Origin of the sequence: Microbacterium sp. NPDC096154 (genome assembly GCF_040302945.1) — a bacterium.
Classification (GTDB): Bacteria; Actinomycetota; Actinomycetes; order Actinomycetales; family Microbacteriaceae; genus Microbacterium.
In genome coordinates, this window is record NZ_JBEOSM010000006.1 from 36,038 (window position 1) to 55,154 (window position 19,117).

Sequence of the window (19,117 nt, forward strand, 5' to 3'; positions counted from 1 at the left end):
TCAGCTTCTGCCACATCGCTGACGGCTGACGCCTGACGGGGTGCTGTCGTCTACGGGACTGCCCCGCGGGCAGGAGTCCACCGTGCGCCCCGCGTACACGCCAGCCACAGCTGCCCGGACGACCTGATATACATCCCGCTCAGCAACCTTAGTCACTGAGCGGACACCTACGCGAATCGGGTCAGGATACCCGCGATCGTCATTCCATCAGAGGCGAGGGCGGTCTCGTCCCCACTACGCATGTACAGGTCTTTGTCGACGTAGGAGGGAGCGGTTTGCGCCGGGACGGCTATCGTGATGACGCCGAGACCGTAGTATTCGTGATAGCTCATGCTCGACAGCACCGCATCCTTGAGCGGGTTGGACAGTTTCGAGTTCTTGATAGCGTTCTTCCATCGCGCGAAATAGACCTCGGCGCTCTCGCCCAGAATGTGCATTTCACGTCGAACGCCTACCACGGATCGATGCCCAACTACACGTGCTTTCATACCATCTAGCGACTCGATCTTCTTCGTATCAGCCGCCTTGTCGCTAACACCGATCAGGATCAGCCCGTTTCTGCCCGGCCCGTTGTTGGCGATCGCACAGATCGTCTTGACGATCTTATCGAAGATCTTCGTCTGGACAACCCTGGCGGGCCCAAGGCTGAGCAACCCCTGCTTGAGTTCGTAGTCGGGCAACTCGATCTCAGATCTACGGATCGCCGCATCGATGTCCGCAACCGACTGGTTATTGTAGACGCCGGACAGATCGCTGTCCGCGATGTGCGAACTCAGCAGCCCCTTGACAGAGTTTACGTTCTTGCGACGCTCATCGATGGTGGTGCTCCCGCGACCAGTGTCGATCCGGCTGTCAAGTTTGGTCATCGCTCCCTTTAGCCCGTCGTAGTCGATAATCCGCTTCTTTTCGCCAATAAGGACTTCGTGAAAGGCGATGATCACAGTTGCGAAGATTGCTGGGAAAGCGTTGTTAGTTCGCTTGCTGAAGAAGATATCGCGAAGCTTGGTGGGAGAACCGGCAGCAGCAACCTTCAGAAGCTCATCAATGCAGTACTTGATTTCGTCCGCCAGTCGGTCGTCACCGTGCACGTTGAGCGCAGCATCGATACGTGCGTTCTCGGCGCTGCCCTTCTCGTAGACGCTGTCCAGCGCGTCCTTCGATCGCTCGATCAGCGTGCCCCCCACGATGCAGGCCGCCATGTCAGCAATGCACTGCTCATCCATGCTGTCGCGCAGGTCAGTTGAGCGAAGAACACCTTGTGTGACCCAGAAGACTTCGTCCGCGCGGACGTCGTAGCCATGTTTCGTCTTGGGAAGGTCAATGCTGATTGACGGCATCTTGGAGAGGTCAAGGCTGTCGCTCGAAGCATCGCCGCGGAGCACGCATGCAAGCTCGCGAACCAGCGTTGAGAAGCGATCTTGAACCCCTGCCTGACGGCGCTCCTGGTCGCTCAGCCGATGCCCGTACGTGTTGATGCGACCAAACACGTCGTTGATTTCGTCCTCGCTTGACCCGCGCATAATCGACACCGCGAGCGTGTAGTCCAGAATTGTTCCTACTTCGCGCGCGCCGATGACGTCTTTGCTGCCATTCACCTCAAAGCGCCCTTCGTCGGCGCGTTCCTTCGCCGTTGGGAACTGCGGCACGTCAAAGTACCTGCCGTCGAGCGTCGGGAATGCCGTCTCGATGAACGAGACGACGCTGTAGAGACGCTGCAGCCCGTCAATGATCTCGTAGCCCCCGTCCGCCTGTTCCGCGAGAAGAACCGCGGGGATCGGGTACTTCTTCATCAGCGACTCGATGAGGCGCTGCTTCTCTTCGAGAGTCCAAACCAACTTCCGCTGATAGCGGCGGTTGACCGTCAGCTTCCCCTCCGCGTACCAGCCGTAGAGGGACTGGATTGACTTCGGCTGCGAGTCGAGTTCTGCCATGCCTCCCAATGTGCCAGATCTCGGTACAGATTGGTGGCTGGTCCGGCAGAAACGTGCCGCTACACCTTGTGCCGGAGGTCGGAGCCTCCAGTCCGCGTGCTGTTCTTACGCCAGAAGGTCAGACGCGGGCACGCCAAGCGTCTGCGCGAGGCGGTAGATGATATCGAGCGTGGGGTTCCTCCGGCCACGCTCGATGCCCGACACGTAGGTGCGGTCGAGCTCCGCGCGGTGGGCGAAGTCTTCCTGCGACCAGCCGTGCTCGTTCCTGAGTTCGCGCACGCGTGCACCGAAAGCGGCGCGATGGGGAGGAATGGGCACCTCTCCACGCTCTGGCTAAGCTGACAATGAGTCCACGGACTATGAGTCACATGATCGAAGGAGCAGCACGCATGTCCCAGCAGCCCTCCCCTCCCGCAGCCGCACCGAAGAAGGCGTGGTACCTCAAGTGGTGGGTCTGCCTCATCGCGGCGTTCCTCGTCGCGGGTGGAATCAGCGCTATCGTCAACCCGACCGGCACCGGCAGCCCACAGACAACGGCCCAGCCGACGCAGGCGGCTCCCGCGGTGTCAGCCGCGTCCGAGACTCCGGCCGAGGTTGCGCCGCTCGATTTGGGAGCATTCCTGGCCGAGTCGGGCGTCACCTTCGACAGCGTCTCGTTGTCTGCCGGTAAGGCGTACATCTACGTGCCGACCGAGACAACCAACGAGCTGGCTCAGCAGATTGCCGAAGAAGCGATGCTGTACCTCTGTGATCACGCCGCGCAGGCCGGCGACAACTTCCCGGCGGCGAACCGGGTGGAAGTATCTGATGGCGTCAGCCCGCTGACGTCCGGCTACAGCGCCGCCGAACATCCCTCGGGGTTCGCGACCGATGACGTGTGCCGGGGCTGAGAGCTGCTTTGTCAAGCCATCTGAGCATCTACGCCCAGAAGGGGTGCATGGGCTGCAAGTCGTGTGAAGGCGGAGGGTCGCATATCGGCCGCATGGCCGTGATCTGGGCGATTGCGCTCTGTACCGTAGGGCTTGGGCTCGTCTATCTGCCGTTCTACAAGAAGTGCCAATACTGCGGGCACAACGTCTGGTGGAACAGACACTACGGGCCAGATATACGTCAGGCGGCGCAGACGTCTGCCGTCCTCGGTACTTGAACGGCCGGAACGAAGAGCGAGGTCCGCTCGCCGCGGTTTGGCCAGTCTGGACTTACGGTCGCCCGCCTAGTCGTCGTTCGGCAAATACCACCCGTGCTCGCGATGCCTGGTGGTTGCGTCCGGGTTCTCGCGCTCGTAGGCCTCATTCGCACGGCGCGTCATCTCACCGTCGTAGCGGTGCAGTTCATCGTAGAGTTTCGACGCCTCATCGACATCACCGCTAGACACGTAACGTTGCCGCACCGCCTCGCGCTCATCTTCGAGCTCAGTGTCCGACAGCGGGCGGAGGCTACCCAAGCCGCGCGCGATGGAGTCGAAGATGCCCATGCCTGCGATGCTGTCACGGTGGGTTGAAGAAAGCAAGAAGGTACCCCTATCCCATTGCGTGCGGCAGGAGCATCAGGATCTCCTTTCGCCCTGCGGCCTCGATCAAGCCGCGCTTGGCGTCCTCGCGGGCATCGGCGGCCTGGGCCTCGAGAGCCTGGGCGAGCGGGGCGCCGCTGTCCAGCGCCGCGACGATGTGCTCGACCGTGCGCGAAAGGGCGTCGACGTGCAGGCGGCGCGACATCGCGGTGAGCGCATGGGGCAGGCTCGAGCCGGTACCCACCTCCAGCACGACGATGCGCAGCTCCATGGTGAGCTCGCCCGATCCCACCGCGCCGACCCGGCGAAGGCTGTCGAGGATCCCCTCGCCCGCGGCGAGGCACAGGGCCAGGAACTCCAGCACCGTCGGCAGCTCGTCGGAGATGCGGGCGCAGCGTGCCCTCGCCCGACTCGCCAGGAGCAGATCACACGTCACGGCGGCGCCGGCGCCGCCGATGACGGGGAGCAGCAGCACGGGCCCCGTGAACGAGCCGAGCAGCGCGAGCACCACGACTGCGAGGGCGCCGGTCGCGACACCCGCGACGCCCCAGGCCAGCTGTCGCGCCCGATAGACCGTCGGATCGGGCTGATGCCCCGCCTGTGCGAGCCGTGTCGCGAGGGCATCGGACGTTCCCACCACGGCCTCGCCCCATTCCGCGACCCGGCGCACGGCCGTCGACCAGTGGAAGCTCCCCGCGCTGCCCACGCGGGCGATGAGCTCCCATGCGGTGGTGCCTGCCGGATCCGTGACGTCCCGGATATGCGGAGCGATCCGCCGCGAGAGCGACGCTGCGCCGACGCGCGGCAGCAGCACGAGCAACAGACAGATCCCCGCGCCGAGGGCGCCGCCCAGCAGTACCGCAAGGGCCGCGTCGTTCGCCCACGTCATGCGAACCACCGCCGAGGCTCAGGCAGCCGTCCGATGCGGATCATGACGCGGTAGGAGACGAACGACACCGCCGCTCCCCCGACGATGAGCACCACGCCCTCGGGGCTCGAGTATGCCTCGGCACCCTCGGGCCGCAGGGCGAGCAGAGCGAGGATCGCCCACGGGGCCACCACACCGAGCACGGCGGCCCCCTTGGTCCACGATTGCCGGGACTCCACCTCGGCCCGCAACGCGGCGTCGGCGCGCACCGAAGCCGACAGGGCGCGGAGCACGGGAACGAGCTCGGTGCCGCCGACCTGGCGCGCCATCCGGACGGTCTCGACGATGCGGTCGGCCATCGGGTCGGCCAGCGCAGACTTCAGTCGACCCGCACTGGCGTCGAAATGTCCCGACGCGCTCATGTCGCGCTCGAAGCGCACGAATGCGGGCCGCAGTGCGGGCGGGGCCGACACCGCCAGGCTCGAGATCGCGTCAGGCAGCGACATACCGGCCCGCACGGATGCGATCAGCAGATCGCACACATCGGGCCACAGCGCGCGACGTGCCCGGATGAGCCGGGAGCGTCGGGCGCGCAGCCAGATGACGGGGGCCGACGCGCCCGCGACGAGAGAGAGCGCGGCCAGCGCCGCTACGCCGGTCCCGAGCCATGCGACCGCCGAGCACAGCAGTGCGCAGACGGCGCAGGCGACGAGGACTACGCGCTCCGGGACATGCGAGAAGCCCGCCGATGCGAGGAGCCGCGCGAGCGCGCCCGCCCGCGCGATGGGCTTCTGCCGCACGGACCGCGGCGGCCAGAGCCAGGGCGAGCCGGCCAGCAGCAGCCCCGCGCCGAGCAGGGCGCCCCAGAGCACCGTCACGCGACCACGCCCGCGGCGCGATACAGCGAGGTGACCTCGGGCAGTTCGCCCGCGATCCGTCCCGTGGGCGCCACAATCTCGGCGACCCGCCGAGATCCGTCTGCTGTCCGCTCGCAATGGACGACGAGGTGCACGCTCGTGGCCACGGCGTGCAGCACGAAACCGCGGTCGATGTTCCGGCCGGCGAGCAGCGGCAGCGCGGCGAGTCGCCCCAGAGCGTCGGTCGCGGAGTTGGCGTGGATGGTGGCGGCGCCTGGCACGCCCGTGTTGAGTGCGAGCAGCAGGTCGAGCGCCTCGGCGTCCCGCACCTCGCCCACGACCAGACGATCCGGTCGCATTCGCAGCGCCTCCTTGACGAGACGGCGCAGCGTGACCTCGCCCGTGCCCTCGAGGCTCGGCTGCCGCCCCTGCAGGGCCACGAGGTCGGGCGCCTCGACCCCCAGCTCGAATGTCTCCTCCACCGTGATGATGCGGTGGGCGGCGGGACTCGCCGCGACGAGCGCGCCGAGCATGGTGGTCTTGCCCGCGTGCGTCGCCCCCGAGACCAGAACGTTGCGTCCGTCGCGCATGGACGCTCGGAGCAGCTCGGCTGCCGCGTCCGTGAGCGATCCGAGGGCAACGAGCCGGTCGAGCGAGCGGTAGCCCGACACGAACTTCCGGATGTTCACGGCCCAGTGCGTGCGCGCGATGCCGCCGATCACCACGTGCAGCCGCGATCCATCCGGGAGTGACGCGTCCACGAAAGGCTGCGACAGGTCGACACGCCGGCCCGTCGAGTGCAGCATGCGCTCGACCAGGTCGCGCACCGTGGCGCCCGCGAGCTGCAGCGGCAGGCGCTCCGACACGCCGTTGCGCGCCACGAAGACGCGGTCCGGTGCGTTGATCCACAGCTCCTCGACCTCGGGATCGTCGAGGTACGGCTGCAGCGGGCCGTATCCCGTGACTTCGGCCAGCACCTCGCGCACGTGAGCAGCCTCGTCATCGAGGGGCGTCGTGCCGCGCGCGAGCGCGACGTCGTTGTGGAGCCGCACCTCCGCGCGCGCGATGCGCACGACCTCGTCGGGATCGAGAGAGGGATCCGTGAGCTCGGCCCGAAGGCGCTCTCGCACGCGCTCCAGCAGGGACGTGCTCGCCGGGCGTCGGTCGGGATGCAGCTGAGTCACCCGGTCATGATGACAAGCGCCGGCTGGCGGGCCCGGAAGTTATCCACAGCGCGGCGGCAGGCCCGGAACCCGGACCCCGCCGCCGTCGCTACCGGTCCTCTCCGGCCGCGCGGGCGCCGTCCGCCGTCGTGCCCTCGCGCGGTCCCTCGTCCTGCGCGCCACCGACCGCGGCCCGTCGGCGACGCGACACCACGAGCAGCGCGACGCCGCCCAGCAGCACGACGGCCGCGATGCCGATGACCCACGCCGAGATCACCGTGCCGGTCGCCGCCAGCGGCGGGGCGGGCACGACCTCGTGAACCGTCTCGCAGTCGTCGCCGCATGCGCCGACGCCCGGTCCGCCCGGCGGCGTCGGCTGGCCCGGCTCACCGGGAGGCAGCGGCTGCACCGCATTGCGGATCGTCAGCGTGTCCTCCCCCGCGGGGATCTCGACGTCGCGATCGACGACGACCGTGTACGACAGCGTCGCCGTCTGCCCCGGCTCGAGATCGGGCACCTGCCAGGTCAGCACCATGCCGTCGAGCGTCGCACCCTCCGGCAGGTCGCCCACGAGCGTCGCATGGGGCAGCACCTGAGACAGGTCGTCCGAGGCCTGCGCGTAGTCGACCAGGTGATCCGAGACGTTCGTCACGGTGAGCGTGTAGGTGATCTCCGAGCCGGCGACCACGGTCGATCCGGATGCCGGATCGGCGCTCTTGCCGATCGTCCAGGCGATCGAGTCGTCGATGATCAGCGTCGACGCCCGTGCAGTGTTGTCGTCGGGGTCAACATCGAAGCCGTCGTGTGTCACCTCGCCCGTGACGGTCAGGACGTCGCCCGGTGATCCGGTGGCGGTGCCGACGATGCGGTACACGACCTCCTGCCCAGGCTGCAGCGCGCCGATCTCGCAGATGAGCGACCCGATCACGCAGTTGGCGACCGCGGTGGAGCCGTCGGGCGCCTCCACCAGCACGCCGCTGTAGTCGGTGATGCCCTCGGGCAGCTCGAACACCGCGACGGTGTTCTCGGTGGCATCGGGACCGTCGTTGCGCACGACCGCGGTGAACTCCGCCTCCTGCCCGGACTCGCGCACCGGGGTCACGCTCGTCAGCGCGATGCCCACGTCCGCCTGGATCAGCGGAGTCTGCGCGACGGCGCAGGCGCGCACCTCGTTGTCTCCGGCGTCGGGATCGAGCGATCCCGAGCCGACGAGCGCCTCGTTGCAGAACTCCTCACCCTCCAGCCCGATGTCGAGACGGAACGTCACGAGCGCCGATGCCGAGGCGCCCGGCTCGAGCGTGCCGACCAGGCAGCGCACGACCCGATTGTCCTCGTCGTCCTCGGGCGCGAGGCACGCGCTCCCGCCCTCGACGGTCGCCGACACGTACGTCGCCCCCGCCGGAACGGCGTCGGAGATCACCGTGTTCTCGGCGACGGACGGCCCGTCGTTGGTGACGGTCAGCCGCCACGTCGCCTCCGTGCCGGCCTGCAGGGGATCGGGCTCGACGACCGTCTTCTCGACGCGCGTGTCCGACACGTGCTGCACGTAGAGGTCGATGCTCGCGGCGTTGTTCGCGGTGTCGGACTCCGTCGTGGTCGTCGACTTCCGCGCCTGCGCCGTGTAGACGCCGTCGGGCAGGTCGTCGGGCAGCGCCATATCCACCCAGAACTCGCGGGCGGCACCCGGCTCGAGCACGTTCTCCTCGGGCGTCGCCGCGCTCAGCCGGCAGGTCAGCCGCCACCGCTGCTCGAGGTCAGAGCCTCCCACGTTCTCCGCGACGCACTCGTGGTCGGGCACCTCGTACCAGGACTCCCCGGCGGGAGCGAAGCCCTGCGGCAGGTCGAGCACGAGCGTCGGCTCGACCGCCACCGACGGACCGTTGTTCGTCGCCGCCCCGGTGAAACGCACCGTGCTGCCGGCAGCCGGGGTGGACGTCGTCGACGTGAGGGTCACGGCGACGTCCGCCAGCACGTCGATCGCGACCGTGGCGGAGGCCCGGTTGTTCTCGGGCGTCGGATCGCAGATCGGACGCTCGACCACTCCCTCGGCGATGCAGTTCTCCTCGGCGGCCCCCGGCGTCGCCGCCGCCTCGGGTCCGCACAGGCGGTCCTCGACCGCACCGGAACCGGCGCACGAGAGCACCACCGCGCTGTTCGTCACCTCGCGCGGCTCGTCGTACGGCGACGTCGTGGCGACCACGCGCGCCGATGCCGATTCACCGGGCGCCAGCGCATAGCCGTCGTCGCCGCTGCCGGGGCCTGGGCACTGGATGCGCTGGCCCTCGAGCTGCTCGCCCGTGTCCGGATCCTCGTAGGTGTGCGTGCCCGTGACCTCGCAGCCGGGCGAGGCCGCGGGGTCGAGCGTCAGACCGGCCGGAAGGTCGTCCTGGATCACCGCCTTCTCGAACGCCGACGGGCCCGAGTTCAGGATGGTCAGCGAGAACCCGATCGACGAGCCGGCGAACACGGTCGCCTGGTCGGCGACCTTGAACAGCTGCATGTCGGCGCGCTCGACGACCTCGGTCGTCGCCGTGTCCTGCACCGGCAGGTCGTCCGCCTCGCCGTCGGCCGCCGCGTCGCCGTCGTTCGGCGTGCTCGTGGTGACGACCGCGGTGTTGTCGATCGTGTCGCCGCCCTCGAGGTCGACGTCGGTGGTGCCGTTGATCCGGATGCGCGTGACCGGTCCTGCGGAATCCGACGGGCCGGCCGAGCCGCTGATCGATCCGATCGTGCACTCCACGGTCTGGCGGCCCGCCGTGGGGGTGTCGGGCAGGATCTCGCAGGTGCCCTGCGTCGCGGACGCGGAGGTGGCGGTCAGCCCCGCGGGAAGTTCGTCGCGCACGACGACGTCGTGGGCGTCCGCCCACCAGTACCCGTCCGACGCCGCCCGGCGCACGTCGAACTGGTACGAGAACGCGGTTCCCGCCGCCCAGCGGCCGTTCACGTCCTCGACGGGAGCGCCGTCACCGTCGACGTTGCCTGTGTCGTCCAGCGCGATCTTGTCGACCAGCAGGCGCGTCACGCCCTCGACGATGCCGACGGGCTCCTCGTCGGCGTTGTTCGCGGCGTTGGTCTCGGGCGTGGCCGTCGAGACCGTCGCCTGGAGATCCCCGCGTCGCCCCGGCACGCCGTCGGCGGGCACAGCGATGTACACCGCGAACTCGACGGCCGCATCGGCTCCGGGTGCCAGGGCGGTGAGCTGCCCGTCGGGGCCGCGCACACTGCCGTCGCCGTTCACGTTGCGCAGCAGGCACGTGATCTCGCCGTCGGTCAGCTCGCAGGCGTCGTCGCCTTCGACGTACACGCCGTTCCAATACGCGATCAGCTGCAGGTCCGACGTCGACGCGACGCCCAGCTCGTCGAGCGTCGTCGCGAGGCGCACGCGCACGTCCCGAGCGACGGCGGGGCCGTTGTTCGCAATGGTCATGGTCAGCGACGACACCGAGCCCACCGGCAGCGCGTGCGTCTCGGGATCGTCCGGGTCAGGCGGCACCACGTACGGCTGCTCCGGCGTCGCGGCATCCGGCCCCTCCGGCGGCGGGGCGAACTCCCGCACCTGCATGTTCGTGACCGTGACGTCGGCGACCGCTCGCACCGGCGCCGTCACGGTCGACGCGTTGTTCGCGTCGACCGGATCGATCGTGCCGCCGCCGTCGCGCACCGTGCCGGTGTTCGCGATCACGGTGCCGTCCTCGACATCCGGCGCCACGGTGACCCGTGCGAAGACGATGATCTCATCGCCGACCGCCAGCACGCCGTTCGCGACGCACTCGATCGCGCGCGAGCCCGGGTCGTAGTCGCAGGTCGCGCCGGTGCTCCAGATCGCACCCGGGTCACCGGCGTCCACGAGCAGCCCATCCGGCAGCACGTCGGTGATGATCGGGCTCGCGGCGGCATCCGGGCCCGCATTGCTCACCGAGAGCCGGATGACCGCGTCCTCGCCCGCGGCCAGCTCGTCCACGGGCACGAACGGTCCCGCACCGGCGAGTTCGCCGTACTCCTTCACGATCGCCAGATCCGCCTGCGGGCCGCCTGAGAGAATGGACGTCGCGGTGTTGTTGCCGTCGTTGGTGTCGCGATCCAGGGCCGGGTCATCCTGCTCGTAGACGTTCGCGACCTGCGCGAGCGGATCCGGGACGCCCGTCGCGCCGCTCGGCACGACGACCGTCAGCCGCACGGTGACGGTGTCGCCCACCGCGATGTCGCCGAGGTCGCAGCCCCAGGCGTGAGGCGACGCCTCGGCGGCGTCCCACCCTCCGTCGCATGTGCCGGACGAGACGGCGGCCGAGACGAAGTCGAAGACGGCGGGCACCTCGTCGTCGAGTCGCACGTCACGCGCGATCGAGGGACCGGTGTTCGTCACATCCATGACGTACGTGATGGGCACGCCTGGGGTGGGCACGCGGGTCTGCGGGTCGCCGTCGGCGTCCTCCGCTCTCTTGGCCACGGCCAGGTCGACCGCCGCCGTGACCTCGACCTGGGCTGTGGCGGTGTTGTCGCCGGGGTTGCGGTCGCCGGGGTAGGGAGCCGCTGCGGCGTTCTCGAGCACCGCGCCGGGAGCGACGTCCGAGCCCACCGTGCCGTACACGGTGATGACCACCGTGGCGCCGGCCTGCCCTTCGGCGGGTCCAGCGTTGAGGCCCTCGACCTCGCACGTCACGGTCTGCCCGTCGATCGCGCACGACCCGCGCGACGGCACGGCCGACGTGGCCGTGATCCCCGCCGGCAGAGTGTCGACGATCTCCACCCGGCCCGCGTGCGATGGACCGAAGTTCGTGGCGCTGATCACGAAGCGCACCGCTCCGCCCGCGGTCGCCGTCGGCGCGACGGCATTCTTCGTCACCCGGATGTCCACGCTCGGCGTGCCGATGCCGCCGGTCACGCTCGCCGAGTTGTCCGAGGGATCGGGATCCGGGGTCTGCGAGGCCACCGTCGCCGTGTTCTCGAACTGGCCGGGAGCGGATGCACCGGCCGACAGATTGGCCACGACGGTGACGACCGCCGTCGCTCCGGGCGCGAGCTCCGCGAGGGAGCAGGTCACCGTGCTGGAGCCCTGCAGCGCCCCGCACGTGACGCCCTCGGTCGTCGAAGACGCCGAGACCAGCGACAGCACCCCCTGGCTGGACTGCGGCACCGCGTCGTTGATGGTCACCGCCCGCGCCGTCGATGGCCCGTCGTTGCGCACGGTCAGCGTGTAGGTGACGTCGCGTCCCGGCACCACCGTGGCGGCGTCGGCCGTCTTCTCGATCGACAGATCCGCCTGCTGGGTCGCCTGCACGCTGGCGGCGGCCAGGTTGTTGGCGGGGTCGACGTCCTGCTCGGCAGCCCTCACCTGGGCCACGTTGGTGAACTGGGCCGCCGTGGAGGTCGCCGAGCTGACGGCGCGCAGCGTGATCGTCACGCTCTCCCCGTCTGCCAGGTCGCCGATCGTGCAGCGGAACGGGCGTCCCGCCGCCGGAACGGGGCACGCGAGCCCCTCGCGAGAGGTCGTCGCCGATGTGAAGCGCAGCCCCGCGGGAGTCGGGTCGTCGACGACCACGCCGGTGGCGTCCGACGGCCCCGCATTGCGCACGGTGAGCGTCGACACGACCTCATCGCCTGCGACCACCGGATCGGGCGACATCGACTTCTCGATCGAGACGTCGACCTGGTCGACCACGCCGATGGGATTGGAGGTCACCGGGTAGCCCGCGACATCGCCCAGATCCTGGACGGTGTAGTCGAGCGGCGCGACATTCGTGATCGTCTCACCCGCCGCGGATGGCAGCACGCGCGCCTGGAAGGTGTACTGCGCCGACTGGCCCGGATTGATGGTGCCGCCCTGTGTCGCACCGGCGCCCTGGCCGAGGCGGACGCGAACGGTGCGGTCGCTCGCGATGTACTCTCCTCGATCGTCGCCGGCGGAATCGCTCAGGCTCAGCGGGAGCCCCGGCGTGCCGGGGTTCGCCTGCAGCACAAGGGATCCCGGCACGTATTCGAGCCCGTCGGGAAGCGGATCCGACGACACCGATCCCAGCGAGGCGCCGGCGCCGGTGTTGTTGTATCGCACGGTGTACTGGATGACGTCACCCGGCTGAGCGGGCGCATTTCCGCTGAGATTCACCGCGGTCTTCGACGACGACGTGAAATCGGGCGCCCACAGGTTGATCGACGTCGCGACCATTCCGAGGTGATATCCATCGCCACTGGTCGCGAAAGACACACGCGCCGTGGTCGCCCCATTCGGTATCGATCCGTTGGCGCCGAGGTTCTTGATGTCGTAGCCGAGGTTGTTGACGTAGTTGGGCGTGCGCGTCGTGACGTTTGCGCCGTTGTAGCCGATCGCCGAATCGAAGAAATTCGAGCCCGGAGAGAGCGCCGTGGCGAGCTGCGTGTTGTTGAGCTTCATGTAATCGCCGGTCGTGCCGCGGTCGCCCTCGTACGCGATCGCCGACACGTTGACGTTCACGGTGCCCGTGGTCGGCGCTTTGAAGCCCGAGATCGTGAAGCTCTTCTCGCCGGTGAACGACGCGTTCGCCTCCTGGAAGCCGTCGAACACGGTGATGTTGCGCATCGGCTCGCTGGGGTGCGAGTACACGACGGCGAGGCCCCAGCCGGCGAAGAACCCGCCTCCACGCGTGCCCGTCGTGCCTTCGACGTTGCCGCCCCAGTAGTCGCCCGCGCCACCGGCGCGTACGAGCGACGTGACGTCGGCGAAGCGCTGGTATGCCGCCAGGGTGTCGCTGGAGGCGTAGTTGGGGCCGAACTGCGCGTCGCCTGCGGTGCTCGCGTTCACTGTGGTGTAGGCGTCGGAACCGGGAACCCGCAGCGACATCTGATTGATGCGCGACGCGCTGCCGGCGGTTCCCGTGCCCCAATTCGGGTTCTGTGCGAGCGAGGCGCCCCAGTACAGGCCCGCGAACAGGATGGTCGAGCCCGCCGGGATGTTCAGCCGCGACATCGACGAGTTCCTCGTGGCGGCGCTGTTGTCGGCGTCGATGAACACCATCTGCTTGTCGTTGTTGTTCGCCGCGGATCCTGTGACGGTGCCGTTGCGCATGCCGGCGCAGTTGGACACGGTCGAGGCGCACGTCATCAGGCTGTTGCCGATCGTGATGAGATTGCCGTTCGCGTTCACCGAATAGCGAGACGTGAACGGCACCTGGTCGGCCGCGCCGGCGGTCGTGGCCGGGACGACGAGCGCCACCGCAGCCAGCAGCAGCACCGCGATCCCACCGATGGCGGACTTCAGCCATGAGCGCTTCCTACCCATCGCCCGCTCGCGTCCCACCCGGCCGCTCCCGTCCCCGGCTCAGCCGGATCGCACCCCACTGCCGGCGACATCGAGGCCTTTCCGGCATGCGAACATTCCGCGTGCCCCGTTCCTAGCAGACATGTGCGCCGCCCTGGTAGACCTCCCCCGAGACGTTCTCCTGATCGTCACCGATATCCCGAGAGACCTCGACAGCCCCCGGGATCGCCGCGCGGACGTCAGTAGACTGATCGCGCGCGGGAGTGGTGAAACTGGCAGACACGCAGGATTTAGGTTCCTGTGCCTCACGGCGTGTGGGTTCAAGTCCCACCTTCCGCACCAGGGAGCCCCCGCCCTGACACAGCAGCTGAAACCGAAGACGGGATCACCGGTGCACCCCTCTGCCCTCATTCCCTGGCTGGACCCGCAGGCGATCATCGAGACCGCGGGGCCATGGGCGCTGCTGGTCGTGTGCCTGATCGTGTTCTCCGAGACGGGTCTGCTCGTCGGCTTCCTGCTGCCGGGCGACACGCTGCTGATCATCTCGGGCCTCTTGACCCACACGAACGATGTCTTCGGCGTGAACATCTGGGTCGCGAGCGGCCTCATCGCTCTCGCCGCCTTCCTCGGCGGCGAGGTGGGGTATCTCATCGGCCACAAGGGCGGCCCGTCGGTGTTCGAGCGGCGGGAGTCGGGGCTGTTCAGCACGAAGAATGTGGAGCGCACCAACGCGTTCTTCGAGCGATTCGGCGGCATCACGATCGTGCTCGCGCGCTTCGTGCCCGTCGTGCGCACCTTCGCGCCCGTGGCTGCCGGCGTGGGGCACATGCCGTGGCGGCGCTATTCGCTGTACAACCTCATCGGCGCCGTGCTGTGGGGCTTCGGCCTCACGATGCTGGGCTACGTGATCGCGTACATCCCGCTCGTGCGCGACCTCGTGACGGAGTACATCGACCTCATCCTGATCGTCGCGGTCGCGGGCACCGCGCTCGTGACGCTGTGGCACTATCTCGCCGAGCGCCGCAAGGCACAGCGCATCGCGACACCGCCGCCCGTGGAGGAGCTGGTGCTCGAGCGCGAGGTGTTCGAGCGCGGCGCCGACATCGACGGCGACGGCACTCCCGACATCAGGCTGTGAGGCCGGCCCACCCGCTCGGCTAGGACGCCTTCTTCGACGACCGCTTGCTCTTCGACTTCTTCGTCGTCTTGTCGTCCGAGGCGGCGTCGTCCGCCGCTTCGTCCCGGTCGGAGGACGACGCGTCCTTGCCGCGTGACGCCCGCGAGCGCTCGACGCTGGCGCGCAGCGCGGCCATCAGGTCGATGACCTCGCCGCCCTCCTCCTCCTGCTCGCCGAACGTGGCGTCGGTGTCGATCGCGTCGCCCTTCTCGAGCTTCGCCTGGATCAGCGTGCGCAGCTCCTTCTGGTACTCGTCGACGAACTGATCCGGGTCGAAATCGCTCGAGAAGCTCTCGACGAGGCTCGCGGACAGCTCGAGCTCCTTCTCGGAGATCCGCACCGACTCCTTGAGCGCCGGGAAGGCGGCCTCCCGCACCTCGTCCGACCAGAGCAGCGTCTGCAGCATCAGCACATCGCCCCGCACCCGCAGCGCGGCGAGGCGCGTCTTCTGCCGCAGCGAGAAGCGCACGATCGCGGTGCGATCGGTCTGCTCGAGAGTGCGTCGCAGCAGCACGTAGGCCTTCGGCGACGCGGAGTCGGGCTCGAGGTAGTACGACTTGTCGTACGTGATGGGGTCGACCTGATCGCTCGGCACGAACTCGACCACGTCGATCTCACGGCTGCGCTCGGAGGGCAGCGACTTGAGGTCGTCGTCGGTCAGCACCACCGTGCGGTCGCCGTCGTCGTAGGCGCGATCGATGTCGGAGTAGGCGATCACCTGCCCGCACACTTCGCACCGCCGCTGGTACCGGATGCGCCCGCCGTCGGCGTTGTGCACCTGGTGCAGGCTCACATCGTGGTCCTCGGTCGCGGCGTAGACCTTGACCGGCACGTTGACGAGCCCGAAGGTGAGCGCGCCCTTCCAGATCGATCGCATGCCCCTCAGTGAACACCTGTCACACCCGTCACTGCCAGGGGGTTGATTTCAGAGGCGATCGGGCGCTTAGCCTGGGCCCATGGCTGGCGAGCAGACGGTGCGGATCGCGGGGCGCCGCCTGCGCGTGACGAACCTCGACAAGGTTCTCTACCCCGCCACGGGCACCACCAAGGGCGAGGTGATCGACTACGTGACCCGCATCGCCCCGGTGCTGCTGCCCCACGTCGCCGGTCGTCCGGTGACGCGGAAGCGCTGGGTCGAGGGCGTCGGCACCGCGGACGCCCCGCTTCCCTCGTTCTTCGCGAAGGATCTCGAGCGCGGCGCCCCCGACTGGATCCCCCGGCAGAGCATCCAGCACTCCACGGGGCCGAAGGCGTACCCCCTCGTGGACGAAGTCGCGACGCTGGTCTACCTGGCGCAGGTGGCGAGCCTCGAGCTGCACGTGCCGCAGTGGCGGTTCGCGCCGGACGGCTCACCGGGCGCCCCCGACCGTCTGGTGCTCGACCTCGATCCGGGCCCCGGCATGGGCTTGCCCGAGTGCGCCGAGGTCGCGCGGCTGGCGCGCGCCATCCTGACCGACATGGGGCTCGATCCCCTGCCCGTCACGAGCGGCAGCAAGGGCATCCACCTGTACGCGCGATTGGCCGGCACGCAGACGAGCGCGCAGGTGTCGGCCGTCGCGAAGGCCCTCGCACAGGCATTGGAGGCCGATCATCCCGACCTGGTCGTGAGCTCGATGAGCAAGGCCGTCCGGCCGGGACGGGTGCTGGTCGACTGGAGCCAGAACAACGGCAAGAAGACGACCATCGCGCCCTACTCTCTGCGCGGCCGCGTGCAGCCGTGGGTCGCCGCCCCCCGCACGTGGGACGAGCTGGACGACCCGGGTCTGCGTCACCTGCGGTTCGACGAGGTGCTCGAGCGCGTGCAGCGGATGGGCGACCCTCTCGCGCCGATCGACGCCCCCGACCCCGACGCCGCCCTGGCACGCTACGTCGCCAAGCGTGACGCGGCGAAGACACCCGAGCCGATGGGCGGGTCGCTCGACCCGACGGACGGCGGTGCCCCCCGCTTCGTGATCCAGCGGCACGAGGCGCGCCGGCTGCACTTCGACCTGCGGCTCGAACGCGACGGGGTGCTCGCCAGCTGGGCCGTGCCCAAGGGCGTGCCCGAGACCACCGGCCGCAACCACCTCGCGGTGCAGACCGAGGACCATCCGCTCGCCTACGCGACGTTCGAGGGCGACATCCCGAAAGGCGAGTACGGCGCGGGCCACATGGACATCTGGGATACCGGCACGTACGACCTCGAGAAGTGGCGCGACGACGAGGTGATCTTCACGCTGCACGGCCGACCGGATGGCCCGCTCGCGACGGGCGTGCGCCTCGTGCTCATCCGCACGAACGGCCAGGGTGAGAAATCGCAGTGGCTGCTGCATCGGATGAAAGAGCAGCACGGGACGGACACGCGGCCCCCCGCCCCGCCGAGCGAGCCGCGGGCCGTCGCCGAAGCCGAGGCCGCTCCCTTGCCTGCCGCATCCCCCGCGCCCCCGCCAGCGGGTCCGGAACAGTCGAGCCCGACGGAGGCCCCGCCGCCCTCGCCCATGCTCGCCGCACACGTCACACCGGCGCTGGCCCGCGCAATGGGCGGCGGCGCGTGGGCCGAGATGAAGTGGGACGGCGTGCGGGCACTGGGCGTGTGGGGAGACGGGCGACTGCGGCTGTACGCCCGCAGCGGCACGGACATCACCGACCGCTACCCCGAGCTCACGGCCCCGGGAGCCGCGGCGTTCGCGGCCGAGGACGCCGTGGTCGACGGCGAGATCGTCGCGCTGGACGCGCGGGGGCGCCCGAGCTTCTCGCTGCTGCAGAACCGGATGCACCTGACCAAGCAGGGCGAGATCGCGGCAGAGACCCGGCGCACGCCCGCCCGGCTCTACCTGTTCGACGCGCTCGCGGCGGATGGCGCCGACCTTACGCGCCGCCCCCTCGCCGAGCGACGCGAGGTGCTCGAGCGCATCGCGCGCGCCGCGGGCGCGGCGATCGACGTGCCCCCGGTCTTCGACGACATCGATGTCGCGCTCGCCATCGCGCGCGAGCACGATCTCGAGGGCGTCGTCGCCAAAGACCCCGACTCCCTCTACCGCGCCGGCCGCTCCGACCGCTGGATGAAGCTCAAGCTCACACGCACGCAGGAGGTGGTGATCGCCGGCATCCGGCCCGGCCGCGGCGGACGGGAGGGCACGATCGGCTCACTGCTGCTCGGCGTGCCCGACGAGGACGGCTTCCGGTACGTGGGTCGCGTCGGCACGGGCTTCAGCGAGCGCGCGCTGCGACGCCTCTGGGATCAGCTCGAGCCGCTGCGTACCGACGAGAACCCCCTGCACGGCGTGCCGCGGCCCGACACGCGCGACGCGCTCTGGGTACGGCCCGAGCTGGTGGGCGAGGTCGAGTTCGCGGAGTGGACTCCCGGCGGCAACCTCCGGCAGCCGCGCTGGCGAGGCCTGCGAGCCGACAAGTCGCCGGCCGACGTCGTGCGGGAGGACTGACGCACGCGCCCTGTCAGCGGTGGGCGTTGTGACGGTCCTCGTGCCCGACGGCCTCGAACTGGAAGGTCGAGTGGGCCACATCGAAGTGATCGGCGAGGCACTCCTGCAGGTTCGTGAGCAGCGCTGCCGCCCCGCCGCCGTCCAGCACCTCACGATCCACGACCACGTGCGCCGTGAACACCGGGGCGCCGCGCGTCAGCTGCCACACATGCACATCGTGGACGTCCCGCACGCCCGGTGCGCCGAGGATGTGCGCGCGGATGTCCGCCACGGCCGTTCCCCTCGGCGCCGACTCGGCGAGCACCGAGAACACCTCGCGCAGCAGCCCGATCGCACGCGGCACGATGAACACGGCGATCGCCAGCGACGCGATCGCATCGGCGCGCGTCCATCCCGTCAGCAGGATGACCGCGGAGGCGACGATCACCGCGACCGACCCCAGCAGGTCGCCCAGCACCTCGAGGTACGCGCCGCGCACGTTCATGCTCTGCTTCTGGGCATGACGCAGCAGCCATGCGGCCACGAGGTTGGCGACCAGACCCGCCGCCGCGACCGCGAGCATCCAGCCACCCGCGATCTCCGCCTCGGCTTCCGCGGAGAGCCGGCCGACCGCCTCGACCGCGATCCAGACGCACAGCACGATGAGCACCACACCGTTGACCAGCGCGCCGAGCACCTCGGCGCGCTGGTAGCCGTACGTGCGCCGTTCGTCGGCCGGTCGCGCCGCCACGGTGCTCGCGAAGAGCGCGACCACGAGCGCCGCGGCATCGGTCATCATGTGGGCCGCATCGGCCAGCAGCGCGAGCGACCCGGTCAGGATGGCTCCGGCCACCTGCACGGCGAACACGGCGGCGGTGAGCGCGAGCGACACGGCCAGCGGGCGACGGTGAGCGCCTGACGAGAGTCCGCGTGCATGGTCGTGCATGCCCACAGGCTACGTCCGGGGAGTCGCCGCCCC

The 19,117-nt window shown here is 69.3% G+C and carries 12 protein-coding genes and 1 tRNA gene; 4 read left to right on the forward strand and 9 right to left on the reverse strand.

Going from position 1 to position 19,117, the window contains the following annotated elements:
* Positions 1-167 precede the first annotated feature (167 nt).
* Entirely contained in the window at positions 168-1,931 is a 1,764-nt protein-coding gene (locus ABTW64_RS09745; protein ID WP_350621802.1) for a GmrSD restriction endonuclease domain-containing protein, read from the reverse strand.
* A 105-nt stretch (positions 1,932-2,036) separates the two neighbouring features.
* Positions 2,037-2,249 (reverse strand): helix-turn-helix domain-containing protein, encoded by a 213-nt coding sequence (locus ABTW64_RS09750; protein WP_350621805.1) that lies wholly within the window; start codon positions 2,247-2,249, stop codon positions 2,037-2,039.
* A gap of 71 nt (positions 2,250-2,320) precedes the next feature.
* On the opposite strand from ABTW64_RS09750, the gene ABTW64_RS09755 reads away from it, so the two are divergent.
* Positions 2,321-2,821: a hypothetical protein gene (locus tag ABTW64_RS09755; RefSeq protein WP_350621808.1), complete on the forward strand. Its 501-nt coding sequence runs from the start codon at positions 2,321-2,323 to the stop codon at positions 2,819-2,821.
* Between the two features lie 323 nt (positions 2,822-3,144).
* On the opposite strand, the gene ABTW64_RS09760 is transcribed toward ABTW64_RS09755, so the two are convergent.
* The 5 genes from ABTW64_RS09760 to ABTW64_RS09780 all read right to left on the reverse strand — a co-directional run bounded on the left by ABTW64_RS09760 (position 3,145) and on the right by ABTW64_RS09780 (position 13,581).
* Positions 3,145-3,405 (reverse strand): hypothetical protein, encoded by a 261-nt coding sequence (locus ABTW64_RS09760; RefSeq protein ID WP_350621811.1) that lies wholly within the window; start codon positions 3,403-3,405, stop codon positions 3,145-3,147.
* 46 nt (positions 3,406-3,451) lie between these two features.
* Entirely contained in the window at positions 3,452-4,330 is an 879-nt protein-coding gene (locus ABTW64_RS09765) for a type II secretion system F family protein (protein ID WP_350621813.1), read from the reverse strand.
* Complete coding sequence (locus ABTW64_RS09770) at positions 4,327-5,187, reverse strand: type II secretion system F family protein (RefSeq protein ID WP_350621816.1); 861 nt, start codon at positions 5,185-5,187, stop codon at positions 4,327-4,329. Before ABTW64_RS09770 ends, ABTW64_RS09765 begins: the two co-directional genes overlap by 4 nt.
* The gene (locus ABTW64_RS09775; protein ID WP_350621818.1) at positions 5,184-6,350 is read right to left on the reverse strand and encodes a TadA family conjugal transfer-associated ATPase; all 1,167 of its coding nucleotides are present in this window, start codon (positions 6,348-6,350) and stop codon (positions 5,184-5,186) included. The genes ABTW64_RS09770 and ABTW64_RS09775 overlap by 4 nt, the downstream gene beginning before the upstream one ends.
* Positions 6,351-6,438: 88 nt before the next feature.
* On the reverse strand, positions 6,439-13,581 hold the full coding sequence (locus tag ABTW64_RS09780; protein WP_350621821.1) for a DUF7927 domain-containing protein: 7,143 nt from the start codon (positions 13,579-13,581) through the stop codon (positions 6,439-6,441).
* 236 nt (positions 13,582-13,817) lie between these two features.
* Between ABTW64_RS09780 and ABTW64_RS09785 the strand changes: the two genes are divergently transcribed.
* Positions 13,818-13,902 (forward strand) — tRNA-Leu (locus ABTW64_RS09785).
* Between the two features lie 49 nt (positions 13,903-13,951).
* Complete coding sequence (locus ABTW64_RS09790) at positions 13,952-14,698, forward strand: DedA family protein (RefSeq protein WP_350621824.1); 747 nt, start codon at positions 13,952-13,954, stop codon at positions 14,696-14,698.
* 19 nt (positions 14,699-14,717) lie between these two features.
* Here the strand turns inward: ABTW64_RS09790 and ku are convergent, their stop codons facing one another.
* Positions 14,718-15,614 carry a non-homologous end joining protein Ku gene (ku, locus tag ABTW64_RS09795; protein ID WP_350621826.1) on the reverse strand — a complete coding sequence of 299 codons (897 nt, stop codon included), beginning with the start codon at positions 15,612-15,614 and terminating at the stop codon, positions 14,718-14,720.
* A 79-nt stretch (positions 15,615-15,693) separates the two neighbouring features.
* Between ku and ABTW64_RS09800 the strand changes: the two genes are divergently transcribed.
* Positions 15,694-18,159 (forward strand): ATP-dependent DNA ligase, encoded by a 2,466-nt coding sequence (locus ABTW64_RS09800; protein ID WP_350621829.1) that lies wholly within the window; start codon positions 15,694-15,696, stop codon positions 18,157-18,159.
* Positions 18,160-18,172: 13 nt separating this feature from the next.
* Here ABTW64_RS09800 and ABTW64_RS09805 read toward each other — a convergent pair whose 3' ends face one another.
* Complete coding sequence (locus ABTW64_RS09805; protein WP_350621832.1) at positions 18,173-19,084, reverse strand: cation diffusion facilitator family transporter; 912 nt, start codon at positions 19,082-19,084, stop codon at positions 18,173-18,175.
* Positions 19,085-19,117: the final 33 nt, after the last annotated feature.